The organism is Flavobacterium sinopsychrotolerans (genome assembly GCF_900110375.1).
In the GTDB taxonomy this organism is placed as follows: Bacteria; Bacteroidota; Bacteroidia; order Flavobacteriales; family Flavobacteriaceae; genus Flavobacterium; species Flavobacterium sinopsychrotolerans.
In genome coordinates, this window is the sequence record NZ_FODN01000001.1 from 439,125 (window position 1) to 458,446 (window position 19,322).

The 19,322-nt window shown below is 34.6% G+C and carries 15 protein-coding genes and 1 tRNA gene; 7 read left to right on the forward strand and 9 right to left on the reverse strand.

What is annotated here, in order from left to right; genetic code table 11:
- The first annotated feature begins 43 nt into the window (after nt 1-43).
- Nucleotides 44-1,804: a signal peptide peptidase SppA gene (gene sppA, locus BMX64_RS01965; RefSeq protein ID WP_091165553.1), complete on the forward strand. Its 1,761-nt coding sequence runs from the start codon at nt 44-46 to the stop codon at nt 1,802-1,804.
- A 187-nt stretch (nt 1,805-1,991) separates the two neighbouring features.
- Nucleotides 1,992-4,628 carry an AsmA-like C-terminal region-containing protein gene (locus tag BMX64_RS01970; protein ID WP_091165557.1) on the forward strand — a complete coding sequence of 879 codons (2,637 nt, stop codon included), beginning with the start codon at nt 1,992-1,994 and terminating at the stop codon, nt 4,626-4,628.
- A gap of 129 nt (nt 4,629-4,757) precedes the next feature.
- Here the strand turns inward: BMX64_RS01970 and BMX64_RS01975 are convergent, their stop codons facing one another.
- The gene (locus BMX64_RS01975; protein ID WP_091165560.1) at nt 4,758-5,552 is read right to left on the reverse strand and encodes a DUF2797 domain-containing protein; all 795 of its coding nucleotides are present in this window, start codon (nt 5,550-5,552) and stop codon (nt 4,758-4,760) included.
- Nucleotides 5,553-5,646: 94 nt separating this feature from the next.
- On the opposite strand from BMX64_RS01975, the gene BMX64_RS01980 reads away from it, so the two are divergent.
- Nucleotides 5,647-7,170, forward strand: a complete 1,524-nt coding sequence (locus tag BMX64_RS01980; RefSeq protein WP_091165565.1) for a GH3 auxin-responsive promoter family protein — start codon at nt 5,647-5,649, stop codon at nt 7,168-7,170.
- An 11-nt stretch (nt 7,171-7,181) separates the two neighbouring features.
- Complete coding sequence (locus BMX64_RS15640; protein WP_167543013.1) at nt 7,182-7,331, forward strand: hypothetical protein; 150 nt, start codon at nt 7,182-7,184, stop codon at nt 7,329-7,331.
- Between the two features lie 206 nt (nt 7,332-7,537).
- On the opposite strand, the gene serB is transcribed toward BMX64_RS15640, so the two are convergent.
- The 4 genes from serB to BMX64_RS02000 all read right to left on the reverse strand — a co-directional run bounded on the left by serB (nt 7,538) and on the right by BMX64_RS02000 (nt 12,655).
- Entirely contained in the window at nt 7,538-8,776 is a 1,239-nt protein-coding gene (gene serB / locus BMX64_RS01985) for a phosphoserine phosphatase SerB (protein ID WP_091165569.1), read from the reverse strand.
- A gap of 162 nt (nt 8,777-8,938) precedes the next feature.
- Complete coding sequence (gene clpX, locus BMX64_RS01990) at nt 8,939-10,171, reverse strand: ATP-dependent Clp protease ATP-binding subunit ClpX (RefSeq protein WP_091165572.1); 1,233 nt, start codon at nt 10,169-10,171, stop codon at nt 8,939-8,941.
- A gap of 86 nt (nt 10,172-10,257) precedes the next feature.
- Nucleotides 10,258-10,932 (reverse strand): ATP-dependent Clp endopeptidase proteolytic subunit ClpP, encoded by a 675-nt coding sequence (gene clpP, locus BMX64_RS01995; RefSeq protein WP_073351820.1) that lies wholly within the window; start codon nt 10,930-10,932, stop codon nt 10,258-10,260.
- Nucleotides 10,933-11,329: 397 nt separating this feature from the next.
- Complete coding sequence (locus BMX64_RS02000; protein ID WP_091165575.1) at nt 11,330-12,655, reverse strand: trigger factor; 1,326 nt, start codon at nt 12,653-12,655, stop codon at nt 11,330-11,332.
- 396 nt (nt 12,656-13,051) lie between these two features.
- Here BMX64_RS02000 and BMX64_RS02005 point away from each other — a divergent pair, with 396 nt between their 5' ends.
- Together BMX64_RS02005 and BMX64_RS02010 are read left to right on the forward strand one after the other, a co-directional pair.
- Nucleotides 13,052-13,858, forward strand: a complete 807-nt coding sequence (locus tag BMX64_RS02005; protein WP_091165579.1) for a S1 family peptidase — start codon at nt 13,052-13,054, stop codon at nt 13,856-13,858.
- A gap of 157 nt (nt 13,859-14,015) precedes the next feature.
- On the forward strand, nt 14,016-14,582 hold the full coding sequence (locus tag BMX64_RS02010) for a hypothetical protein (protein ID WP_143056044.1): 567 nt from the start codon (nt 14,016-14,018) through the stop codon (nt 14,580-14,582).
- Between the two features lie 215 nt (nt 14,583-14,797).
- On the opposite strand, the gene BMX64_RS02015 is transcribed toward BMX64_RS02010, so the two are convergent.
- Nucleotides 14,798-14,869, reverse strand: a tRNA-Glu gene (locus tag BMX64_RS02015).
- A gap of 230 nt (nt 14,870-15,099) precedes the next feature.
- Nucleotides 15,100-15,456 (reverse strand): hypothetical protein, encoded by a 357-nt coding sequence (locus BMX64_RS02020; RefSeq protein ID WP_091165587.1) that lies wholly within the window; start codon nt 15,454-15,456, stop codon nt 15,100-15,102.
- Between the two features lie 144 nt (nt 15,457-15,600).
- On the opposite strand from BMX64_RS02020, the gene BMX64_RS02025 reads away from it, so the two are divergent.
- Nucleotides 15,601-15,780 carry a hypothetical protein gene (locus BMX64_RS02025; RefSeq protein ID WP_091165592.1) on the forward strand — a complete coding sequence of 60 codons (180 nt, stop codon included), beginning with the start codon at nt 15,601-15,603 and terminating at the stop codon, nt 15,778-15,780.
- A gap of 120 nt (nt 15,781-15,900) precedes the next feature.
- Here the strand turns inward: BMX64_RS02025 and BMX64_RS02030 are convergent, their stop codons facing one another.
- A complete protein-coding gene (locus tag BMX64_RS02030; RefSeq protein ID WP_091166524.1) occupies nt 15,901-16,278 on the reverse strand; it encodes a GreA/GreB family elongation factor in 378 nt (125 codons plus the stop codon).
- Between the two features lie 413 nt (nt 16,279-16,691).
- Entirely contained in the window at nt 16,692-19,322 is a 2,631-nt protein-coding gene (locus tag BMX64_RS02035) for a multicopper oxidase domain-containing protein (protein ID WP_091165596.1), read from the reverse strand.

Genomic DNA, 19,322 nt, shown 5'->3' on the forward strand with positions numbered 1-19,322 from the left:
TAACATTTCTATGTTTTATGCGACTTATTAAAAAAATATAATTATGAAATTTTTAGGAAATGTATTGGCTACCATTATAGGTATCTTTGTTTTTTTCATGTTGTTCTTTTTTGGAATCATCCTTATTGGAGCAATTTTTGGTGGTGAATCTGAAGGTGTCGTGGTGAAAAATAATTCGGTTATCGAATTGAATTTGGAAGACATCAGAAATGATTATGCCGGAAAATATAAAGATCCTTGGATGACTATTTTTTCAGAAAACAAAAAAGTAGGTTTATCAGACATTATTAATGCTATCGAGGAGGCTAAATCAGATAATGACATCAAAGGAATTTCTATTTTAAATAACGTTTCTTCACTGGGAATGGCGCAAAGTAAAGCCTTGAGAGATGCTCTGGAAAGCTTTAAAAAATCAGGTAAATTCGTTATGGCTTATGCCAATTCATATTCTCAGAAAGAATATTATTTAAATTCTGTTGCCAGCCCAATTTATATCAATCCGGTTGGAGATATGGATTTCAAAGGATTGTCTTCTGAAATTATGTTCTTTAAAGATTTTCAGGAGAAATCAGGATTAAAAATGGAGGTCATCCGTCATGGAAAATACAAAAGTGCTGTTGAGCCATTTTTAGAAAATAAAATGAGTGATGCCAACAGAGAGCAAACTACCGCATTATTAAATTCTGTTTGGAATTCAATTACTGCTGACATTGCAAAAAGCCGAAATATATCAGTGGCAAAATTGAATGAAATTGCTAACGGACTTCTTGCTCGAACTCCTGAAATGGCAAAATCCCAAAAATTAGTTGACATTATTGCCTATGAAGATGTGTATCATAACGCGATAAAAAAAGCACTTAAAGTGGCTAATGACGAAGATTACAATAAAGTATCTGTTGTAGATTATGCTCAAAAAGTAGCTACAACATCACAAACTTTTGACAGTAAAGACGAAATCGCTATTATTTATGCTCAAGGAGAAATTCTAGGTGGTGAAGGCGATGTGAACGTTATTGGTGAAGGCTCTATGCGTCGCTCGTTACAAGAGGCTCGAAAAAACAAAAATGTAAAAGCAATTGTACTTCGCATCGACAGCCCAGGTGGAAGCGCTTTGACCTCAGATTTGATTTGGAGAGAAATTGAATTGACAAAGAAAGTTAAACCGATCGTGGTTTCGATGGGGAATTATGCGGCTTCAGGCGGCTATTATATTGCTTGTAACGCCAATACCATTTTTGCTGAAGAAAACACAATCACAGGTTCTATAGGCGTTTTTGGAATATTACCAAACTTTACACCGCTTGCAACTAAAATAGGAATTTACACAGAACAAGTGAAAACTCATGAAAATTCGGCTAATTATAGCCCTTTTGTTCCAATAGATGAAAAATTCAAAGCGGTTACATTAGAAGGTGTAGAACACATCTATAAAACTTTTGTTGCTCATGTAGCACAAGGTCGAAAAATGACATTTGCACAAGTGGACGCTATTGCTCAAGGAAGAGTTTGGACAGGTTCAGAAGCTCTGAAAATTGGACTTGTAGATAAAATTGGAGGCTTAGATGATGCAATTGCAAAAGCAGCTTCATTGGCAAAAACAAAAAGTTACCGCACTCAAAATTATCCGGAATACGAGAAAAATTTCGATGATCTTTTAGCTAATCTTCCTTTTGCAAAATCAAAAGCTGACTTTATAAAAGAAGAAATAGGAGAAGAAAACTATAGAATCATGCAAGAAATAAAAAAATTGCAAGCTCAAAAAGGAGTTCAGGCCTTAATGCCTTTTGAAATTAATATTCATTAAGAACTTTATAACGCACCAAAAAATCCGTTTAATCAATTGTTTAAACGGATTTTTTACATCCTATAAAGTTAAATTATTGTTTATATAAAACACCAAAAAAATCACTCTGTCATAAAAATACTATTTTTGTAAAAGAATAGAAGGTATTATTTTTGTTACACTTCATAGAATCTAAAGAAATTAAATTATGGTAAAGAAAATTTTAAAAATCATTGGAGTTCTGATTATCCTGCTCGTCGTAACTTTATTTGCTGCTCCTTATCTATTTAAAGACCAAATAAAAGCTAAAATTTCCGAAGCTATCAATGCCAAAGTAGATGCCAGAGTCTCTTTTGCAGAAGCGGATTTAAGCTTATTCAAAAATTTTCCAAATGCGAATGTGACCTTGGAAAAATTAGTAATTATAAACAAAGCGCCTTTTGAAGGAGACACTTTAATTTCACTAGGCGAATTGAATTTAAAAATGTCTATCAAAGAACTTTTTAAAGGCAAAAACGAAGCAATCGCTATTGATGGAATCACTTCTAAAAACGGATTAATCAATATCATATTCAATAAAGACGGAATCGGGAATTATGACATTGCTTTGAAAGAGGAAAAAACTGCAGCCGATGGAAAAAGTAGTCCGTTATCGTTAAAAATTCAAGAGTATAAAATTGAGAATTTCAAGTTTCGTTATTTTGACGAAAGTTCAAAAATAAAAATGGTAATCGACAGTTTAAACCACGAAGGAACTGGAGATTTTGCATCTCAAAAATTAGATTTGGTTACCAAATCAACGGCAAAAGTATCGCTGGATATGGACAAAGTAAATTATATGAATAATATTGCTTTGACTTTGGACGCAGTTTTAGGAATTGATTTAGAAAAAAGCAAATACACCTTCAAAGAAAATAAAGCATTAATCAATCAATTGCCGTTGGAATTTGATGGATTCATTCAAATGGTGGAAGCGGGTCAACAGTACGATTTGAAATTTAAAACCCCAACTTCATCGTTCAAAAATTTCCTTGGAGTTATTCCCGCAGCCTATGCTTCAAGTTTAAATAACGTAAAAACAACTGGCGACTTTACTGTTGCAGGTTTTGCAAAAGGACTTTATTCTGATACGAGCGTTCCAAAATTTAATATTGAAATCGCTTCCAATAACGCTTCGTTTAAATATCCTAACTTACCAAAAATAGTTCAAAATATCATTATAGACACTAAAATTGTAAATGAAACCGGGATCTTAAATGACACCTATGTCAATATTGATCAGCTTTCTTTCAAAATAGATCAGGATGTTTTTAATGCCAAAGCCAACATTAGAAACATTACTCAAAATGCAATCGTTGATGCCGCTTTAAAAGGAACAATCAACTTGGCTAATCTTTCTAAAGCGTATCCTATAAAGCTGGACAAACCATTATCCGGGATTTTAAACGCTGATGTTACTACCAAATTTGATATGCAATCGGTGGAAAAAAGTCAATATCAAAATATAAATAATGCCGGAACCATGAGTTTATCTGGTTTCAACTATGTGGATGAAAACGGCAAAACAATGAATATCAGCACTGCCTTAGTTCAGTTTAATCCTAGTCAAGTCAATTTGAAACAACTGAACGCAACGACAGGAAAAAGCGATATTAGTGTAACGGGAGTTTTAGAGAATTTTTACGGATTTATATTTAGAAACCAAGAATTGAAAGGAAATTTCGACATGAATTCTAAACAATTGGACGTTGATGATTTTATGACAACCGGCGAAACTACAAAAACAGACCCGAACGATAGCGAACAGGCGAAGCAAACTAAAAAAGCAGACGCAATGAAGATTCCTGCTTTCTTAAATTGCACTCTTACCGCAAAAGCGACTACGGTTTTATATGACAATTTGACTCTGAAAGATGTTTCGGGAAAACTGATTGTGAAAGACGAAAAAGTGACTTTAGAAAATGTAAAAACATCTATTTTCGGCGGAACAATTGGCGTGAATGGAGCTGTTTCCACAAAAGGAAAAACACCTGTTTTTAATATGGATTTAAAATTAAATCAAGTCGATATTGCACAGTCGTTCACCCAGCTGGATATGTTGAAAAAAATTGCACCAATCGCTGGAATCATCAACGGAAAATTAAATTCAAGTATCAAATTGAACGGAAATCTTGATGCTACCGAACTTACTCCTGACTTGAAAACGCTTACTGGTGATTTATTGGGACAATTGCTTTCTACGACTGTAAACTCCAGTAATTCGACTTTACTGACCGCTTTAGGTGCTAACTTGAAATTTATTGATGTGAGTAAAATCAATTTGAATGATTTGAAAGCAGCAATTACGTTCAAAGATGGAAAAGTAAATGTAAAACCATTTGATATCAAGTACAAAGATATCAAAGCAACTATTGGAGGAACGCATGGTTTTGACCAAAGCATGAATTACAATCTGAAATTTGATGTTCCTGCTAAATATCTGGGTTCAGAGGCAAATGCATTAATAGCAAAATTATCTGCTGCCGATGCTGCAAAATTAGAAAGCTTTCCTATAAATGCCGTATTAGTGGGTAATTTTACAAATCCAAAAATCACAACTGACATCAATAGTGCGGTGACTAAATTGACTACTCAATTAGTAAATCAACAAAAAGACAGACTGGTAAAACAAGGAACTTCGGCTTTGACGGATTATATCAATAAAAATAAGAAACCAAGTGATACTACAAAAACGGCTACTCCCGCAACGCCTGCAACAAAAGAAGAGGTAAAAGCTAAGGCCGCAGCATTACTAAATGGATTGTTTAATAAAAAGAAAAAAACAGAAGAGCCTAAAGTGGAGTAACAACAGGCGAATCTCTAAGCAAGATATTAAACACTGCATTAAAAAATTAAACCATTAAGAAATTAAGAAAAATTAAGCTCTAAATCTTAATTAAACTTAATTTCTTAATGGTTAAAAAACCTATGTTTCTTATACATTAATCGTCACTACATATCCTTCGGAACCACGAATATTAAAAACTGTTTCATTCTCAAAAAGTAAATATTGACCTTTTATTCCGGTCAATTTTCCTTGAAAGTGAGGTGTTTTATCCAAGCTCAAACTGTTTACTTTGGTTGGATACTGTAAAACGGGATAATGCATCTCGTACAAATCATTTTTTTGCGAATAAAAGTATTCCTGAACTTCCGTTGGAATCAAATTCTCAACCTTTAATCGTTCTGCGATTAAGTCAATTTGTTCAACATTATTCGTCAGCATTTTTCTCCAATTGGTTTTATCGGCATAATGATTTTTCAGCGCAACTTCGGTAATTCCAGCTAAATAGCGGTTCGGAACTTCCACAATCGAAATCGCTTGGGTTGCGCCCTGATCAATCCATCGGGTAGGCATTTGTGTTTTCCTGGTCACACCTACTTTTACTTCGCTCGACAAAGCCAAATAAACAATATGTGGCTGCAATTGTACTTTTTCTTCATACGCTAAATCCCTGTCCTGAATTCCAAGATGAGCGGTACTCAACTCCGGTTTCATAATCCAATCGCCAACAGCCGCACTGGAATAGAAGCAATCATAACAAAATCCCTGACGGAATATTTTTTTCTTCTTGCCACAATTCAAACATTGGTATCCCACAAAATTGATCTCAATCTCTTTATTCAGCAACTGATTCACATTTAAAAATCCATTCTCAAAAACCAAATAATATTGAATTGGGTTTCCAAATTCGGTTTGCATTTTTGTAAGTACGCCTTCGTATGTCATTGTGATTAAAGTTTCGGGTTTAACGCAACAGTTAAACAAATTTTGTTATTTTTGGTAAAGTTATAACTCACAATTCATAATTCATAATTTAAAAATGCCGCTAACCATAATCAATTCGTTTGCCTCTTGGGTTCTCAAACAAAGAATCCATCAGATTGAACTTTTCCTAAAATATCCAAATGAGGTTCAGGAAGAATTGCTTATGAATTTAATTCAGTCCTCAAAAAACACTGTTTTGGGCAAAGAATATGATTATGCTTCAATCCGTTCCTACGCCACTTTTGCCGAAAGAATTCCTATTTCTACTTACGAAGAATTACAGCCGCTTATTGAAAGAACCCGCAAAGGAGAACAAAATGTTTTTTGGGAAACACCTATAAAATGGTTCGCCAAATCAAGCGGGACAACCAATGCCAAAAGTAAATTTATTCCGGTGAGCAATGAAGCCTTGGAAGATTGTCATTATAAAGGAAGTAAGGATTTGTTGTGTTTGTATTTGAATAATAACGAAGATTCCGAACTGTTTCTTGGAAAAAGTCTGCGTCTTGGCGGAAGTTCCCAAATCTATGAAGACAACAATACGTTCTTTGGGGATTTATCAGCAATCCTAATCGAAAACATGCCTATTTGGGCAGAGTTCAGCAGCACGCCAAGCAACAAAATTTCCTTGATGAGTGAATGGGAAACTAAAATTGCAGCTATTATAAACGAAACGAAAAACGAAAATGTAACCAGTTTCGCCGGAGTTCCTTCTTGGATGTTAGTTTTAATGAATAAAATGTTGGAAGAAACCGGAAAAGGAAATCTATTCGAACTTTGGCCAAATTTGGAAGTGTACTTTCATGGTGGCGTAAATTTTGAACCGTACAGGGAACAGTATAAAAAAATACTACCTAAAAAAGATTTTAAATATTACGAAATATACAATGCTTCTGAAGGTTTTTTTGCCATTCAGGATTTAAATAATTCCAGCGATTTACTATTGATGTTGGATTACGGAATTTTCTATGAATTTATTCCAATGGATACTTTTGGGACACCGGATCAAAAAATTATTCGATTAGCAGATGTAGAATTGTTCAAAAATTATGCTTTGGTAATCACAACGAATTCTGGTTTATGGCGCTATTTGATTGGCGACACCGTTCGGTTCACATCATTGAATCCATACCGAATTCGGGTTACAGGAAGAACCAAGCATCACATTAATGTTTTTGGCGAAGAATTGATGGTCGAAAATACCGATCAGGCTATAGCCAAAGCGTGTAAACTAACCCAAACCGAAGTTGTTGATTACACCGTTGCGCCTATATTTATGGAAGGCAAAGAAAAAGGCGCACATGAATGGATGATTGAATTTAAAAACCCTCCTGCTGATGTATCTCAATTCCAGAAAGCATTAGATGAATCCATACAATCCTTAAACTCAGATTACGAAGCGAAACGCTACAACAACATGACATTAAATCCGTTAGTAATCAATGTAGCGCGAAAAAATTTGTTTTACGATTGGTTAAAAGACCGAGATAAATTAGGTGGTCAACATAAAATTCCAAGATTATCCAACCAAAGAGATTATTTGGAACAACTGAAAAGCATGCAGTTTCAAACCGTATAAAAAACGATAAGATGAAAAATACCTTCTATATCTTAATCACACTTTTTTTCTTGAGTTCCTGCGGACCGCACAGAATGAGTTGTGGCGCAAGAGGAATTTGTAAATCTCCCGAAAAACAAACACAACAAAAACCTGAAAAAGCGTTTACTGTTAAAGTATAAAAAAGGCTGTCCGAAAAGTAATTTTGGGACAGCCTCTTTTTAAATATATTATATGACTTTATTTTTTACCACAGATTTAAAAGATTCTCACGGATTTCCCTCTATAAATCCAATTCGTTTTTCTCTAATCTGTGGAAATCTTTTAAATCTGTGGCAAAATTATTGTTGGTATTAGTTACGGATAATCATGATATATTATGCACTATTTACTCTTCCTCCATCATATCAATATGCCTGTCGTGGTAGCCTAACAGGTATAAAACACCGTCCAGACCTAAGCTGGAAATAGAACTTTCTGCTTTTTCTTTTACCGTAGGTTTGGCATGAAAAGCAATTCCTAAACCTGCCAAATTTAACATCGGTAAATCATTGGCGCCATCACCCACTGCAATAGTTTGATTAATGTGAATGCCTTCTTTATCGGCAATGGCTTGAAGATATTCCGCTTTCTTTTTACCATCAACAATTTCGCCAAGATAGTTACCCGTCAGTTTTCCGTCTTTGATTTCCAATTCATTAGCGTGAACATAATCAATCCCTAATTCCTTTTGCAGGTATTTTCCAAAAAAGGTAAAACCTCCGGACAAAATCGCGGTTTTATATCCGTAATATTTCAAGGCCTTCATCAATCGATGCGCTCCTTTGGTTATTGGCAGATTTTCAGCAACGTTTTGCAGTACGTCCTCGCTCAAACCTTCTAGCAAAGCCATGCGTTGCTTGAAGCTTTCGCTAAAATCAATTTCGCCGTTCATCGCTGCTTCTGTAATGGCTTTTACTTGCTCACCCACACCCGCTAATTCTGCCAGTTCATCAATTACTTCCGTTTGAATCAAGGTCGAATCCATATCAAAACATACTAAGCGTCTGTTTCTTCGGTACATATTATCCTCTTGAAAAGAAATATCTACATCCAATGTTCTGGAAATTTCCATAAAACTCGCCGTCATGAACGTTTTATCTACAATCGTTCCTGTAACCGATAATTGTATGCAAGAACGCGGAAACTCCTCTTTCTCCAAAATAGAAACCCTGCCGGTTAATCTTTTGATCGCGTCAATATTTAAATTTTGGTTCGACAATATTTTAGTGACAGCCGCCAATTGAACTGCTGTCAGGGTTTCGCCTAGAACATTGATGGTGTAGCGTTGTTTGCGTTGCCCTTTTACCCATATTTCGTAATCGGGAATAGAAATTGGTATAAACTTTACTTTCACGCCCAATTCATAGGCTTTGAACAATAAATCTTTTAGAACAGGCCCTGAAGAGGAACCCGCTTTTATTTCAAATAAAATACCTAGAGAAAGCGTATCATGGATGTCTGCTTGACCAATATCCAGAATAATGGCATCGTAAGTCGCCAAAATGGATGTTAAACCAGCAGTAACTCCGGGTTTGTCCTGACCTGAAACTTTTAGTAAAATTACTTCTATTTCGTCTGTATGCATGCTATGTTTATATGATTTAGAATAGACAAAAATCGACAATCTGACGTTGATAAAAAAAAATATCGCTCCTTTTTTCAAACAATAACAAATAGTGTAATTTCCCCATAAAAAAACCTGCCCAAATGAATGAACAGGTTCGTATTTTTAAGAAAAATGCATTTTTTACGATGCAATCTCCAAACGTTTCAATAAGTTTTTATTCAACGTCTCTTTAGCGTAATCTACATCTATTTCTAAAATTTTGTCATCAGAACTTGGTAATTCATACATCGCATCAGTTAAGATGGCTTCACATAAAGAACGCAATCCACGAGCTCCTAATTTGTATTCTAACGCTTTGTCCACAATAAAATCCAACGCTTCATCTGTGATGGTAAATGTTACTTCATCCATCAAAAACAACTTCTCGTATTGTTTGATTAATGCATTTTTAGGTTGTGTCAAAATTGCACGCAAGGTTTCTCTGTCTAAAGGATCCATGTGTGTCAATACTGGTAAACGACCAATAATCTCCGGAATCAATCCAAAATCTTTGATATCCTTTGGGATAATGTATTGCAACAAATTGTCTTTGTCAATGTTATCCACATTTTTTGAAGTAGAATAACCAACGGCCTGACGATTCAATCGTTTCGAAATAATTCTTTCGATTCCATCAAAAGCACCACCGGCGATAAACAAAATATTTTGTGTATTAACCTCAACAAATTTTTGGTCCGGGTGTTTACGTCCTCCTTTTGGTGGTACATTCACAACGGTTCCTTCCAATAATTTCAATAATGCTTGTTGTACCCCTTCACCCGAAACGTCACGCGTAATAGACGGATTGTCACTCTTACGTGCAATTTTATCTATTTCGTCAATGAATACAATTCCGCGTTCTGCTTTGGCTACATCATAATCAGCAGCTTGCAACAGACGCGTCAAAATACTTTCAACATCTTCCCCAACATAACCAGCTTCTGTAAGAACGGTAGCATCAACAATAGCTAAAGGCACATCCAACATTTTTGCAATGGTTTTAGCCACCAATGTTTTTCCTGTTCCTGTTTGTCCCACCATGATGATGTTACTTTTTTCAATCTCAACTTCATCGTCTAATTGCTGTTGCATCAAACGTTTGTAGTGATTGTAAACCGCAACCGACATTACTTTTTTAGTTTGGTCCTGTCCAATTACATATTGATCCAAGAACGCTCTGATTTCTTTTGGTTTCTTCAAAATCAAATCTCCAACCAGTTTAGAACTTCCGCTAGATTTTAATTCTTCTAAAACAATTCCGTGAGCTTGTTCGATACATTTATCACAAATATGTGCATTGATACCAGCAATCAACAATTGAGTTTCTGGCTTCTTTCTTCCACAAAACGAACACTCTAATACTACTTTTGCCATTCTTTTTTTGTTTAAAGTTTAAAAAGTTTAAAGTTCAAAGTTCCCGCAACAACCTTAAACTTTAAACCTTAAACTTGTAACTATTTTTATCCTCTTATTAAAACCTCATCAATCATTCCGTATGCTTTTGCTTCTTCAGCAATCATCCAATAATCACGTTCACTATCTGTATGAACCTTATCGAAAGTTTGTCCGGAGTGGTGAGAGATAATTTTATATAATTCATCTTTCAGTTTCAACATTTCACGTAAGTTGATTTCCATATCAGTAGCAACTCCTTGTGCTCCTCCTGATGGTTGGTGAATCATTACACGAGAATGTGGCAAAGCCGAACGTTTTCCTGCAGCTCCTGCACATAACAGCACCGCTCCCATAGAAGCTGCCATTCCTGTACAAATTGTTGCTACATCTGGTTTGATGTATTGCATCGTGTCATAAATCCCCAATCCTGCGTAAACGCTTCCTCCTGGAGAATTCAAATAAATTTGAATATCCTTAGAAGCATCGGCGCTTTCAAGGAACAACAACTGTGCTTGAACGATGTTTGCAATTTGGTCATCAATTCCTGTTCCAAGGAATATAATTCTGTCCATCATCAATCTGGAGAAAACGTCTAATTGTGAAATATTCAGCTGACGTTCTTCGATGATATATGGAGTCATGTTTTTAGGAGTCATTGCGCCTACGATTTTATCGTAATACATGGAGTTTACACCGTGATCCTTTGTAGCAAATTTTTTAAATTCTTTACCGTAGTTCATATTTTTTTGTTCTAAGTTTTACGTTATATCTTGTGATTCCATTTAATGCAAAGGTCATACCTCTTTATAAATGATGTCAATATGTCTTATTTTTTAGCCCAGATGGAAGAAAAAAGCTTTTTGAATTCCGTTTTTTAGTTTTTTTATTCTTGCAAAGCGACTGAAAGAAGCTCTTGCAGGAATTTAAAAAACAGAAACGGGAGAAAAAACTTGAAACGTACAGCTGGATTAGCTCCTGAAATTAATTCAAACAAAAGAGCGCCAAAAAATATTTTTTCTGACGCTCAAATATAACTATTTTTTATTGTTTCGTATCTGTAATCAAATCATAAAATTTTAATAATCTCTCGCTCTTAGGGCTTTTGACTTTCAACTTTACGACAGTACAAACACTAATTTATTCTCCGTAAGAAGCAGCAATAAATTCTTCGTAAGTCACTTCTTTAGTTGTAGGATTTGCTTTTTCTTTGAACAATTCCAATAATTTCTCAGCAACAACTTGGTCAGAAAGTCTTTTCACTTCGTCTTGGTTAGACAAAACTCTCGCTACAATTCCTTGAACTTCTTCGTCAGTAGGATTTGTTTGCCCGAATTGCGCCATTTGTTGACAGATATTTTTTGTAGTGAATGTTTTCAAATCTTCAAAAGTGATTTTGATATCAGATTGAGCCATTGCTCTACCTTCGATCAATTGAAAACGCAATCCTTTTTCAGAACGTGCATATTCTACTTCAGCTTCCTCAGGAGATAATTTTTTCTCACCAACAGTTTGCAACCATTTTTTAAGGAATTCAGCTGGTAAATCAAATTTTGTGCTTTCAATTAAGAACTCAGTAACATCACCTAATAATTTTTGGTCAGCTTGCTGTGCAAATTGAGTTTCAGCATCTTCTTTGATTTTTGCTTTCAATTCTTCAAGTGAAGAAATAGTTCCAGCTCCAAACAATTTATCAAACAATTCTTGATTTAATTCTGCTAATTCAGCAGTGTTGATCGCTTCGATTGTGAAGTTTACATCAACATCTAAACCGTGAACGTCATCATGACTTACTTTCATCACGTCCATCAATTGGTGGTCGTCTTCAAATAAACCTTTAGTATTTACAGTCACTACATCACCTACTTTTTTACCTATGAACAAGTCAAAAGTCGCTTTGTCTTTGAAAAGATCAGCAGCAATAGTGGTAGCGTTATTAATTCCTTTTTCTTCGTTAGTGAATGTTCCAGTTACATCTGAATCTGCAGCAACAACCTCTTGAGGAATTGCAGTTCCAAATTGTTTTTGGATTCTTTCCACTTGACCGTCGATTAATTTATCGTCAGCAGTAACCACATATTTCACGATGTCGTTTTTAGCATCTAAGTCTAAAGTGAAGTTTGGAACCAATCCAATTTCATATTCAAAAACCAATTCTTCAGCATCCCAAGAAAAATCTTCGTTTACTTTAGGAAGTGGCGTTCCAAGAAGGTTTAATCTTTCTGATTGTACGAAACGCTCTAGAGCCAAATCAACAACTTTCTGAACTTCTTCCTGTTTAATAGCTTTACCGTATTGTTTTTCAACAAGATCTTTAGGCACCGCTCCTTTTCTAAATCCTTTAACAGTTGCCAAAGGCATTTTTTCGTTTATTCTTTTTGCAACTTGTCCTTTGTAATCCATCTGAACTACAGTCATTACAATTGTCTCAGTTACTGCGTCTGTTGCTACTCTTTTGATATCCATCTTCTTCTTTATTTATATTATAAATTCGGACTGCAAAATTATAAAATTTTTGCAACCCAAACAAGCTTTTTACCATTTTGAATTTTAGGCAGTTATTTGACAAAATCAGAGGCAGGATAGGGATAATAATTTGGGCGTGTCCCTGCGTAAAAACTACGGGTCAGGCTGTCCGTTCCCGCTTTTTATCGCCTGCCAATAAAAGGCAGTCCATAAAAGAGCTCCACTGCAATCCTTCACGCGAGCTTAGTTGAAAGTCATTAAGTAAAATCATTAATATTCGAAAGAAAAAATTTACATTACATACATAGAAAGCGAGGGATAATTATATACATTTGATAAAAGCAAAACATTGAAGACCTAACAAAGACTTCCGACACAAGAATAAAAAATTAAATCATGAAATATTTCCTAACCTTACTTGCATTAATCATGTTTAAAACAACTTTTAGTCAAAATATAATTAACTCACAAGTAGTTAACGACTCTCGTGATAGTTGTGTCAAAATCATTAGTGAGAAAGGTCAAAGTTCAGGAACAGGATTCTTTATTGCAGATAATTTAATTGCCACATGTTTTCACGTTATAGCAAGTACACAAAATATTAATAACAATATTAATTTCAATATTTTTGATGATATACAGATTATAACTATAAACGGAGAAATTGTCAGTGCTACATGCATAAGTATACCTTCTAATGATTCTCCAGAGCCTTATTATCAAGATTTTGCAATATTAAAAATTAACACTTCAATTAAAAGCAAATCTATACTATCTCTTTCTACTAGGATTACCTACAACATTACTGAGCAAATAATTTTTTCAGGATATCCTTTGGGAACTCCTACAATGGTAAGCCACCTAGGAAGTATTTCAGGAGTAACTAATGACAATTCGATTATTTGTATCCAAGCTTCAACAAATAAAGGCAATTCCGGAGGAGCATTAGTCGACGACAAAGGTCAAGTTTTAGGTATAATTAGTTTACGCGAAGGTGGAATTAGTCTTGGTTTACAAAATTATCTATCAAAAATAAATGAATCTGAAAAAGAAGGGTCAATTATACTTATGGGGATAGACCCTTTACAAGCAAGCAAAGAAACTATAACAGTATTAGACAAATACATAAGCACTGGAATAGGTTATGCTCGGAATATTTCACACTTATCAGATTATATTAAAAAACATAAAATCAAGCTATAATTTTAAATACCTAACAACTTACCCAGCTCCGTAAAGTGTTCTTTCAAAGAATAAATTTATCGTATACGCTGCGCAAACGTCCCCGCTGTAGTACCAAAACGTTGTGGGCAATTTTACCACAAAATATAAAAACAATAAATATAACTAACAAAAAAAAATGAAAAAAATTCTCATTCCTATATTTTTCATATCAATTTTCTTGATCATAACTTCATGCGGTAACATCAAGGGCACTAAAACAGAACCAAACGTAAATACTAAGTTCAATACTGAATACAAAAAAAGCAGAAAAAATTTTTATGGTGAACTAGCACTTAAAGAAAATAATGAAATACGAAAAATCATAGAAAATGAGCTACATAGCGAAGTTCCAGAGGGAAAATCTATATTAATTAATTTTAGCCAAAAAGGATCTAATTGTATTTCAATGGGCTTAAATAATAAAGATGCTGCAACAGTAATTAATAATGGAATTCGAATATCATCTAGAATTAGTATGAACAATAATACAATTGATTTTTTTGTTTATACCGCAGATGTATTTCATAAGGATGTACATCAAAACAACGCTAATTTCAAGTTAGATTCAGGTTTTTTTTACAATAATATTTTTACTTTTCATGAAAATTGTGAAGCTTTTTTCATTTTAAAACCGAATGGTCAGTTTATGAAATTTTATGGTGAAGATTATTTTAGTGAGGTTGAAAATTTTTTACAGAAGTAATATAGGCAATTATAAAAAGCACGAGTATTACAATTAAAATATGAATAACCAGCTTCACAAAGTGTTCTTTCAAAGAATAAATTTGTGTATAAGCTGCGCAAACGTTTATGACTTTGCGCCCACAATAATGAGTAAATACTACAACAACCAAAACCAATAAAAAAAGCCTCGAAAAAAAATTTTCGAGGCTTTTTAAGATAATTATTTATAAGTTGTAGCCCGTAGCGGAATCGAACCGCTCTTACATGGATGAAAACCATGCGTCCTAACCGATAGACGAACGGGCCTTGTTTTTCTATTTCGGGTGCAAAAATAGCACTATTTTTGAGATGCTCAAAGCCAAACCCAAAAACCTTCATATAAAAACAGCCTATATTGAACTTGTAAATTGTAATCAATTCAAAACTAAGAGCTACCACAAATAAGTTTTTTCTAAAACAAGCAGATTTTTCAAAGAACAAATCTAAAATCTAATGAAAGACAACGCTTGTAAACACAAATAATAAAAAAACAGTCCTTAATTCAACGTTACTTTTGTACTTTTGAAATTATAATTAAAACTAAATAGTATTGACAAAGTATCTAAAATATCTCCTTTCACTCTTTCTGGCTTTTGGCCTGATGGTGAATGATGGTACTTTAAATTCTCCATCAAATTCAGCAGATTATTACCAATTCTCGAACGTAATTCTAAGACGAGAATTAAACCATAAGGGTTCGAAATTATATGTGTTCCATCAGATAAATTCGGCTGAAAAAACGGCATTCCTATTTCAGTTAGTTTATTTCCAATTTCAAGATAGTTACACTCTTCAAATTCCGGTTCTTCTAAAATTACAAACGCTGCTTCATCAAAAAGTACGTTCATTTGCATCTCAATACATTTTTATAAATGAGATGATTACTTCCCGAAATTCCTATAAAAGTTTATACACAGCCTAAAAATTTCTTTCTACGCATTTATGCAATTCCATGCATAAAGATGATACCAAATGTCTAATCATTTATCATTTACAAAATGTATAAACACAAAACTAAAACACGTTTAGAGGAATCTAAACGCCCTATTCATTGGGCAAAAAGAAAAATTATGTTGATTATTACCGCCTTTATGATCGGGATGTCAAACGGAATGAATGTGGGAGATCATACGATTCACGGAAATCAAAATCACACGGAACAACATAAAAAAGATTGATTTGATTGCTCATAAATACGTTATAACACAAAAGCTATAAACGAGAATGAATAATAATCAAAAAAATCCCGAGTATGCCTCGGGATTTTTTGATTATTAAAAACAGTAGGAATGCATAGTCTAAGTTAATCGCTGTACTTTTAAAATTTCTATTTGTTTGACTTCATCTTTAAAAGGCCAGTTAATTAAATCCCCTTCTCTGTAACCTACTAATGCTAACCCCATTTGAGTTAGTATAGATTTTGTGTTGTTTTTTTGCTTTGCTTTATCCGGAGCAACAAAAAGATATACTTCTTCTTGATCTGTATCTAGGTCTTTAATGGTAACACGTGAGTCTATGGAGACAACATCTTCCGGCAAATTTACCCGGGTTACCTGTATAGCATTTTTTAGTTCTAATTTTAAAATTTCTTCTTCCTTTCGAGTGACTTTGTTTCTTCGGATATGATCTTTTATTAAATCATAAATTCCCGTTGTTAAAATGATATTTTGTGACATTTTTTTTGATTTGAAATCAATCTTTTTGATGCATTTTGCTAAAGACCCAAACATTAAATTATGCATAACAACCTGATTGCGATTTAATGAAAAACCAGCATCAAATAGCGATTGACGATTTGTAAATTATTTATAAAGGAAACGGAGGTTCCCTGCCTTGGGTTGTGGCAGGGATTATTGAATAAACTCTTTTGAACTTTTTAAAAAAGCATCATCATGCAGGTAAGACAATGACAACAATTGCCCTGAAAGACAGAATTTTTCGAAAAAAATATATTGTGAGGTCATTGCTTTTATTGTTTTAAACTAATTGTACCAAATTAACCTATTTATTGACCCTAAAAAAATATTTTAGTAAAGATTAACAAATCAGGAAAGTAGAAACTATAGCAACAAATTTATTTTTAAATCCTTTAATAATTCAAACTCAATCCAAAACCCATTCCCATATCGCTGTCATAATGCGTGGTAATTCCAAAATTTCTCTTGACAATATAACGCAAACCCGCCATGTATTCTTTGTCTGTATTCCACATTAAATTCATGCGCAATCTTTTGGAAACCGGAATATCCATGCGTTCAAATTGCAATCTGAAATTCCCGTCGGTATAGACTTCAGCTTGTACTTTGATGAGCATTGGCAACGTATACTCGACTCCGGCACTGAAAACAGCGCGATTGTCTTTGATATTGGATTGACCAAAAAGATTCTCTTCCATTTCTCCCATTTCCATTTTTCGGTACCTCCAATCAAAACCAATGAACGGCATCAGCCATTGCATTTTCCCGATGTATCTTCCAATATGCGTTTCGGTTTCATAACCGTGATGTTTGCTGTACCCGAAACGCCATTCGGTACCAATACTCCAACGCGTGTTTTGAATCATCAGCATTCCATCGTTTCCATTAGTCGCAAAATCATTTTCGGCCATCACGTGAAAGGCTCTGTCATCAGCAAATAATTTGCGTTGCGCTAATTTTGGATTTGGAATCAAAGGATTTGGCTCTTGATTTTCATAACTAAAAACCCTTCCCATTCCCGCCATCATATGATAGAGAATGTGACAATGAAAAAACCAATCACCTTTTACATTCGCATTAAACTCAATAGTATCGGTTTCCATCGGCATAATATCGATGATGTTTTTCAGTGGCGCGTATTCTTCTTTGCCATTCAATACTCTAAAATCGTGTCCGTGTAAATGCATCGGGTGACGCATCATGGAACCGTTGAAGAGTACAATTCGGACGTTTTCCCCTTTTTTAATTAGAATTTTATCAGCTTCCGAAACTACTTTATTGTCCAGACTCCAAACATAACGATTCATGTTTCCTGATAATTCAAAACGCAATTCTTTTACAGGCGCGTCTTTGGGTAATGTTGTTTTAGTTGGTGATTTCAGCATCGCATAATTCAAGGTCGTGATTTCTGAAAGTTCATTACTGTTATAATCAGCTTCGGTCATTTTCATACCTTCTTTTTTTGACGAAGAGTCATCCATTTTCATTTTTCCCATGTCATGCGAAGAATGATCCATTTCACCTTCTTTTTGAACTCCTCCTTTAATTGTCGCAGGACCAGTAATCTCTGGATACATCACCACGTTCATGTCCATTTGATTCAGTGACATTTGCATGCCCATATCATCTAAATCGCCATTCATTTTCATCATGCCGTTCATCATTTTCATCCCTTCAAAATACTTTAATTTAGGCATCGGTGAAATCAATTGCTTGATCCCATCCCCTAAATACAAGGAAGCAGATTTTGTGCGATCCTCAGAAGTGACTAAAAATTCAAAGGCTGTTTTTTCCGCAGGAATCGTCACAACAACATCATAGGTTTCAGAAACTGCAACAATCAATCGATCTACTTCAACTGGTTCCACGTCATTTCCGTCACTAGCAACTACGGTGATTTTTCCTCCGGCATAATTCAACCAAAAATAAGTAGAAGCACCACCATTGGAAATTCTCAAACGTACTTTATCTCCCGCTTTAAATTGTGAAAGCTGGCTTTCATTTTTTCCGTTGATCAGGAATTTATTGTAATATACATCACTGACGTCCATGGCGTTCATTCGTTTCCATTCGTTCGCGACCTTGGTTTTAAAATGTCCTGCTTTTATAGCTTCAGAGTAACTTTGCGTAGTTCCTTTTTGAATCGCAAACCAATCCGTCGCATTGTGCAACATTCGATGTACATTTTCCGGTTTCAAATTCGTCCATTCACTCAGAATAATTGGAACGGTTGGCAAATCATCAATTCCTGCTCTAAAAGTTGGGTCTTCATTTCTTTTATTCATCACAAAAGAACCGTACATTCCAATTTGCTCCTGTAAACCCGTATGACTGTGGTACCAATGCGTTCCATGCTGAATAATCGGGAACGTATATTTATGCGTCGTTTTCGGCTTGATTGGCATTTGAGTCAAATTCGGCACGCCGTCTTCTTTATTTGGCAAAAATAATCCATGCCAATGCAGTGAAGTATCTTCATTTAATTCATTGTGCACGTAAATTTCAGCAATATCTCCTTCAGTAAACGTGAGTGTTGGCATCGGAATTTGTCCGTTTACGGCAATCGCTCTTTTGGGCGTATCACCAAAAGTGACAATCGTATCCCGAACATATAAATCATACCGAACGGTTCTCGAAGGGACATTTTTAACAATCTTTTTTACTGGTTCTTCTATAACTTTAGCATTTTCAGTGGGAGAGCTTGTATGATTTTTATGCAAATCATCACTTGCTGCTTTAGTCTCGATAATCTTAGCTTTTTTCACAACTGCCTTTGGCACTTGCTTTTTTGACACAGATTTTTTTACCGATTTTGCTTTTTCCTTGATCAAATCCATGCCACATTTGGGACATTTTCCCGGTTTGTTAGCATGAATTTCAGGATGCATTGGGCATGTGTATGTCGTAGGCCGTACCTGAAAAATTTCTATTTTTTTTGAAATACTCTTTTCACTTCCATTTTCCGCTTTTGCAAAAGGAGAAATCAGAATTAGAAATACTGTTAATAATATGGTACTTTTCAT

Coding starts and splice junctions, on each gene's coding strand:
- sppA (WP_091165553.1), top strand. CDS start 44: ATGAAATTTTTAGGAAATGTATTGGCTACCATTATAGGTATCTTTGTT.
- BMX64_RS01970 (WP_091165557.1), top strand. CDS start 1,992: ATGGTAAAGAAAATTTTAAAAATCATTGGAGTTCTGATTATCCTGCTC.
- BMX64_RS01975 (WP_091165560.1), bottom strand. CDS start 5,552: ATGACATACGAAGGCGTACTTACAAAAATGCAAACCGAATTTGGAAAC.
- BMX64_RS01980 (WP_091165565.1), top strand. CDS start 5,647: ATGCCGCTAACCATAATCAATTCGTTTGCCTCTTGGGTTCTCAAACAA.
- BMX64_RS15640 (WP_167543013.1), top strand. CDS start 7,182: ATGAAAAATACCTTCTATATCTTAATCACACTTTTTTTCTTGAGTTCC.
- serB (WP_091165569.1), bottom strand. CDS start 8,776: ATGCATACAGACGAAATAGAAGTAATTTTACTAAAAGTTTCAGGTCAG.
- clpX (WP_091165572.1), bottom strand. CDS start 10,171: ATGGCAAAAGTAGTATTAGAGTGTTCGTTTTGTGGAAGAAAGAAGCCA.
- clpP (WP_073351820.1), bottom strand. CDS start 10,932: ATGAACTACGGTAAAGAATTTAAAAAATTTGCTACAAAGGATCACGGT.
- BMX64_RS02000 (WP_091165575.1), bottom strand. CDS start 12,655: ATGGATATCAAAAGAGTAGCAACAGACGCAGTAACTGAGACAATTGTA.
- BMX64_RS02005 (WP_091165579.1), top strand. CDS start 13,052: ATGAAATATTTCCTAACCTTACTTGCATTAATCATGTTTAAAACAACT.
- BMX64_RS02010 (WP_143056044.1), top strand. CDS start 14,016: ATGAAAAAAATTCTCATTCCTATATTTTTCATATCAATTTTCTTGATC.
- BMX64_RS02020 (WP_091165587.1), bottom strand. CDS start 15,456: ATGCAAATGAACGTACTTTTTGATGAAGCAGCGTTTGTAATTTTAGAA.
- BMX64_RS02025 (WP_091165592.1), top strand. CDS start 15,601: ATGTATAAACACAAAACTAAAACACGTTTAGAGGAATCTAAACGCCCT.
- BMX64_RS02030 (WP_091166524.1), bottom strand. CDS start 16,278: ATGTCACAAAATATCATTTTAACAACGGGAATTTATGATTTAATAAAA.
- BMX64_RS02035 (WP_091165596.1), bottom strand. CDS start 19,322: ATGAAAAGTACCATATTATTAACAGTATTTCTAATTCTGATTTCTCCT.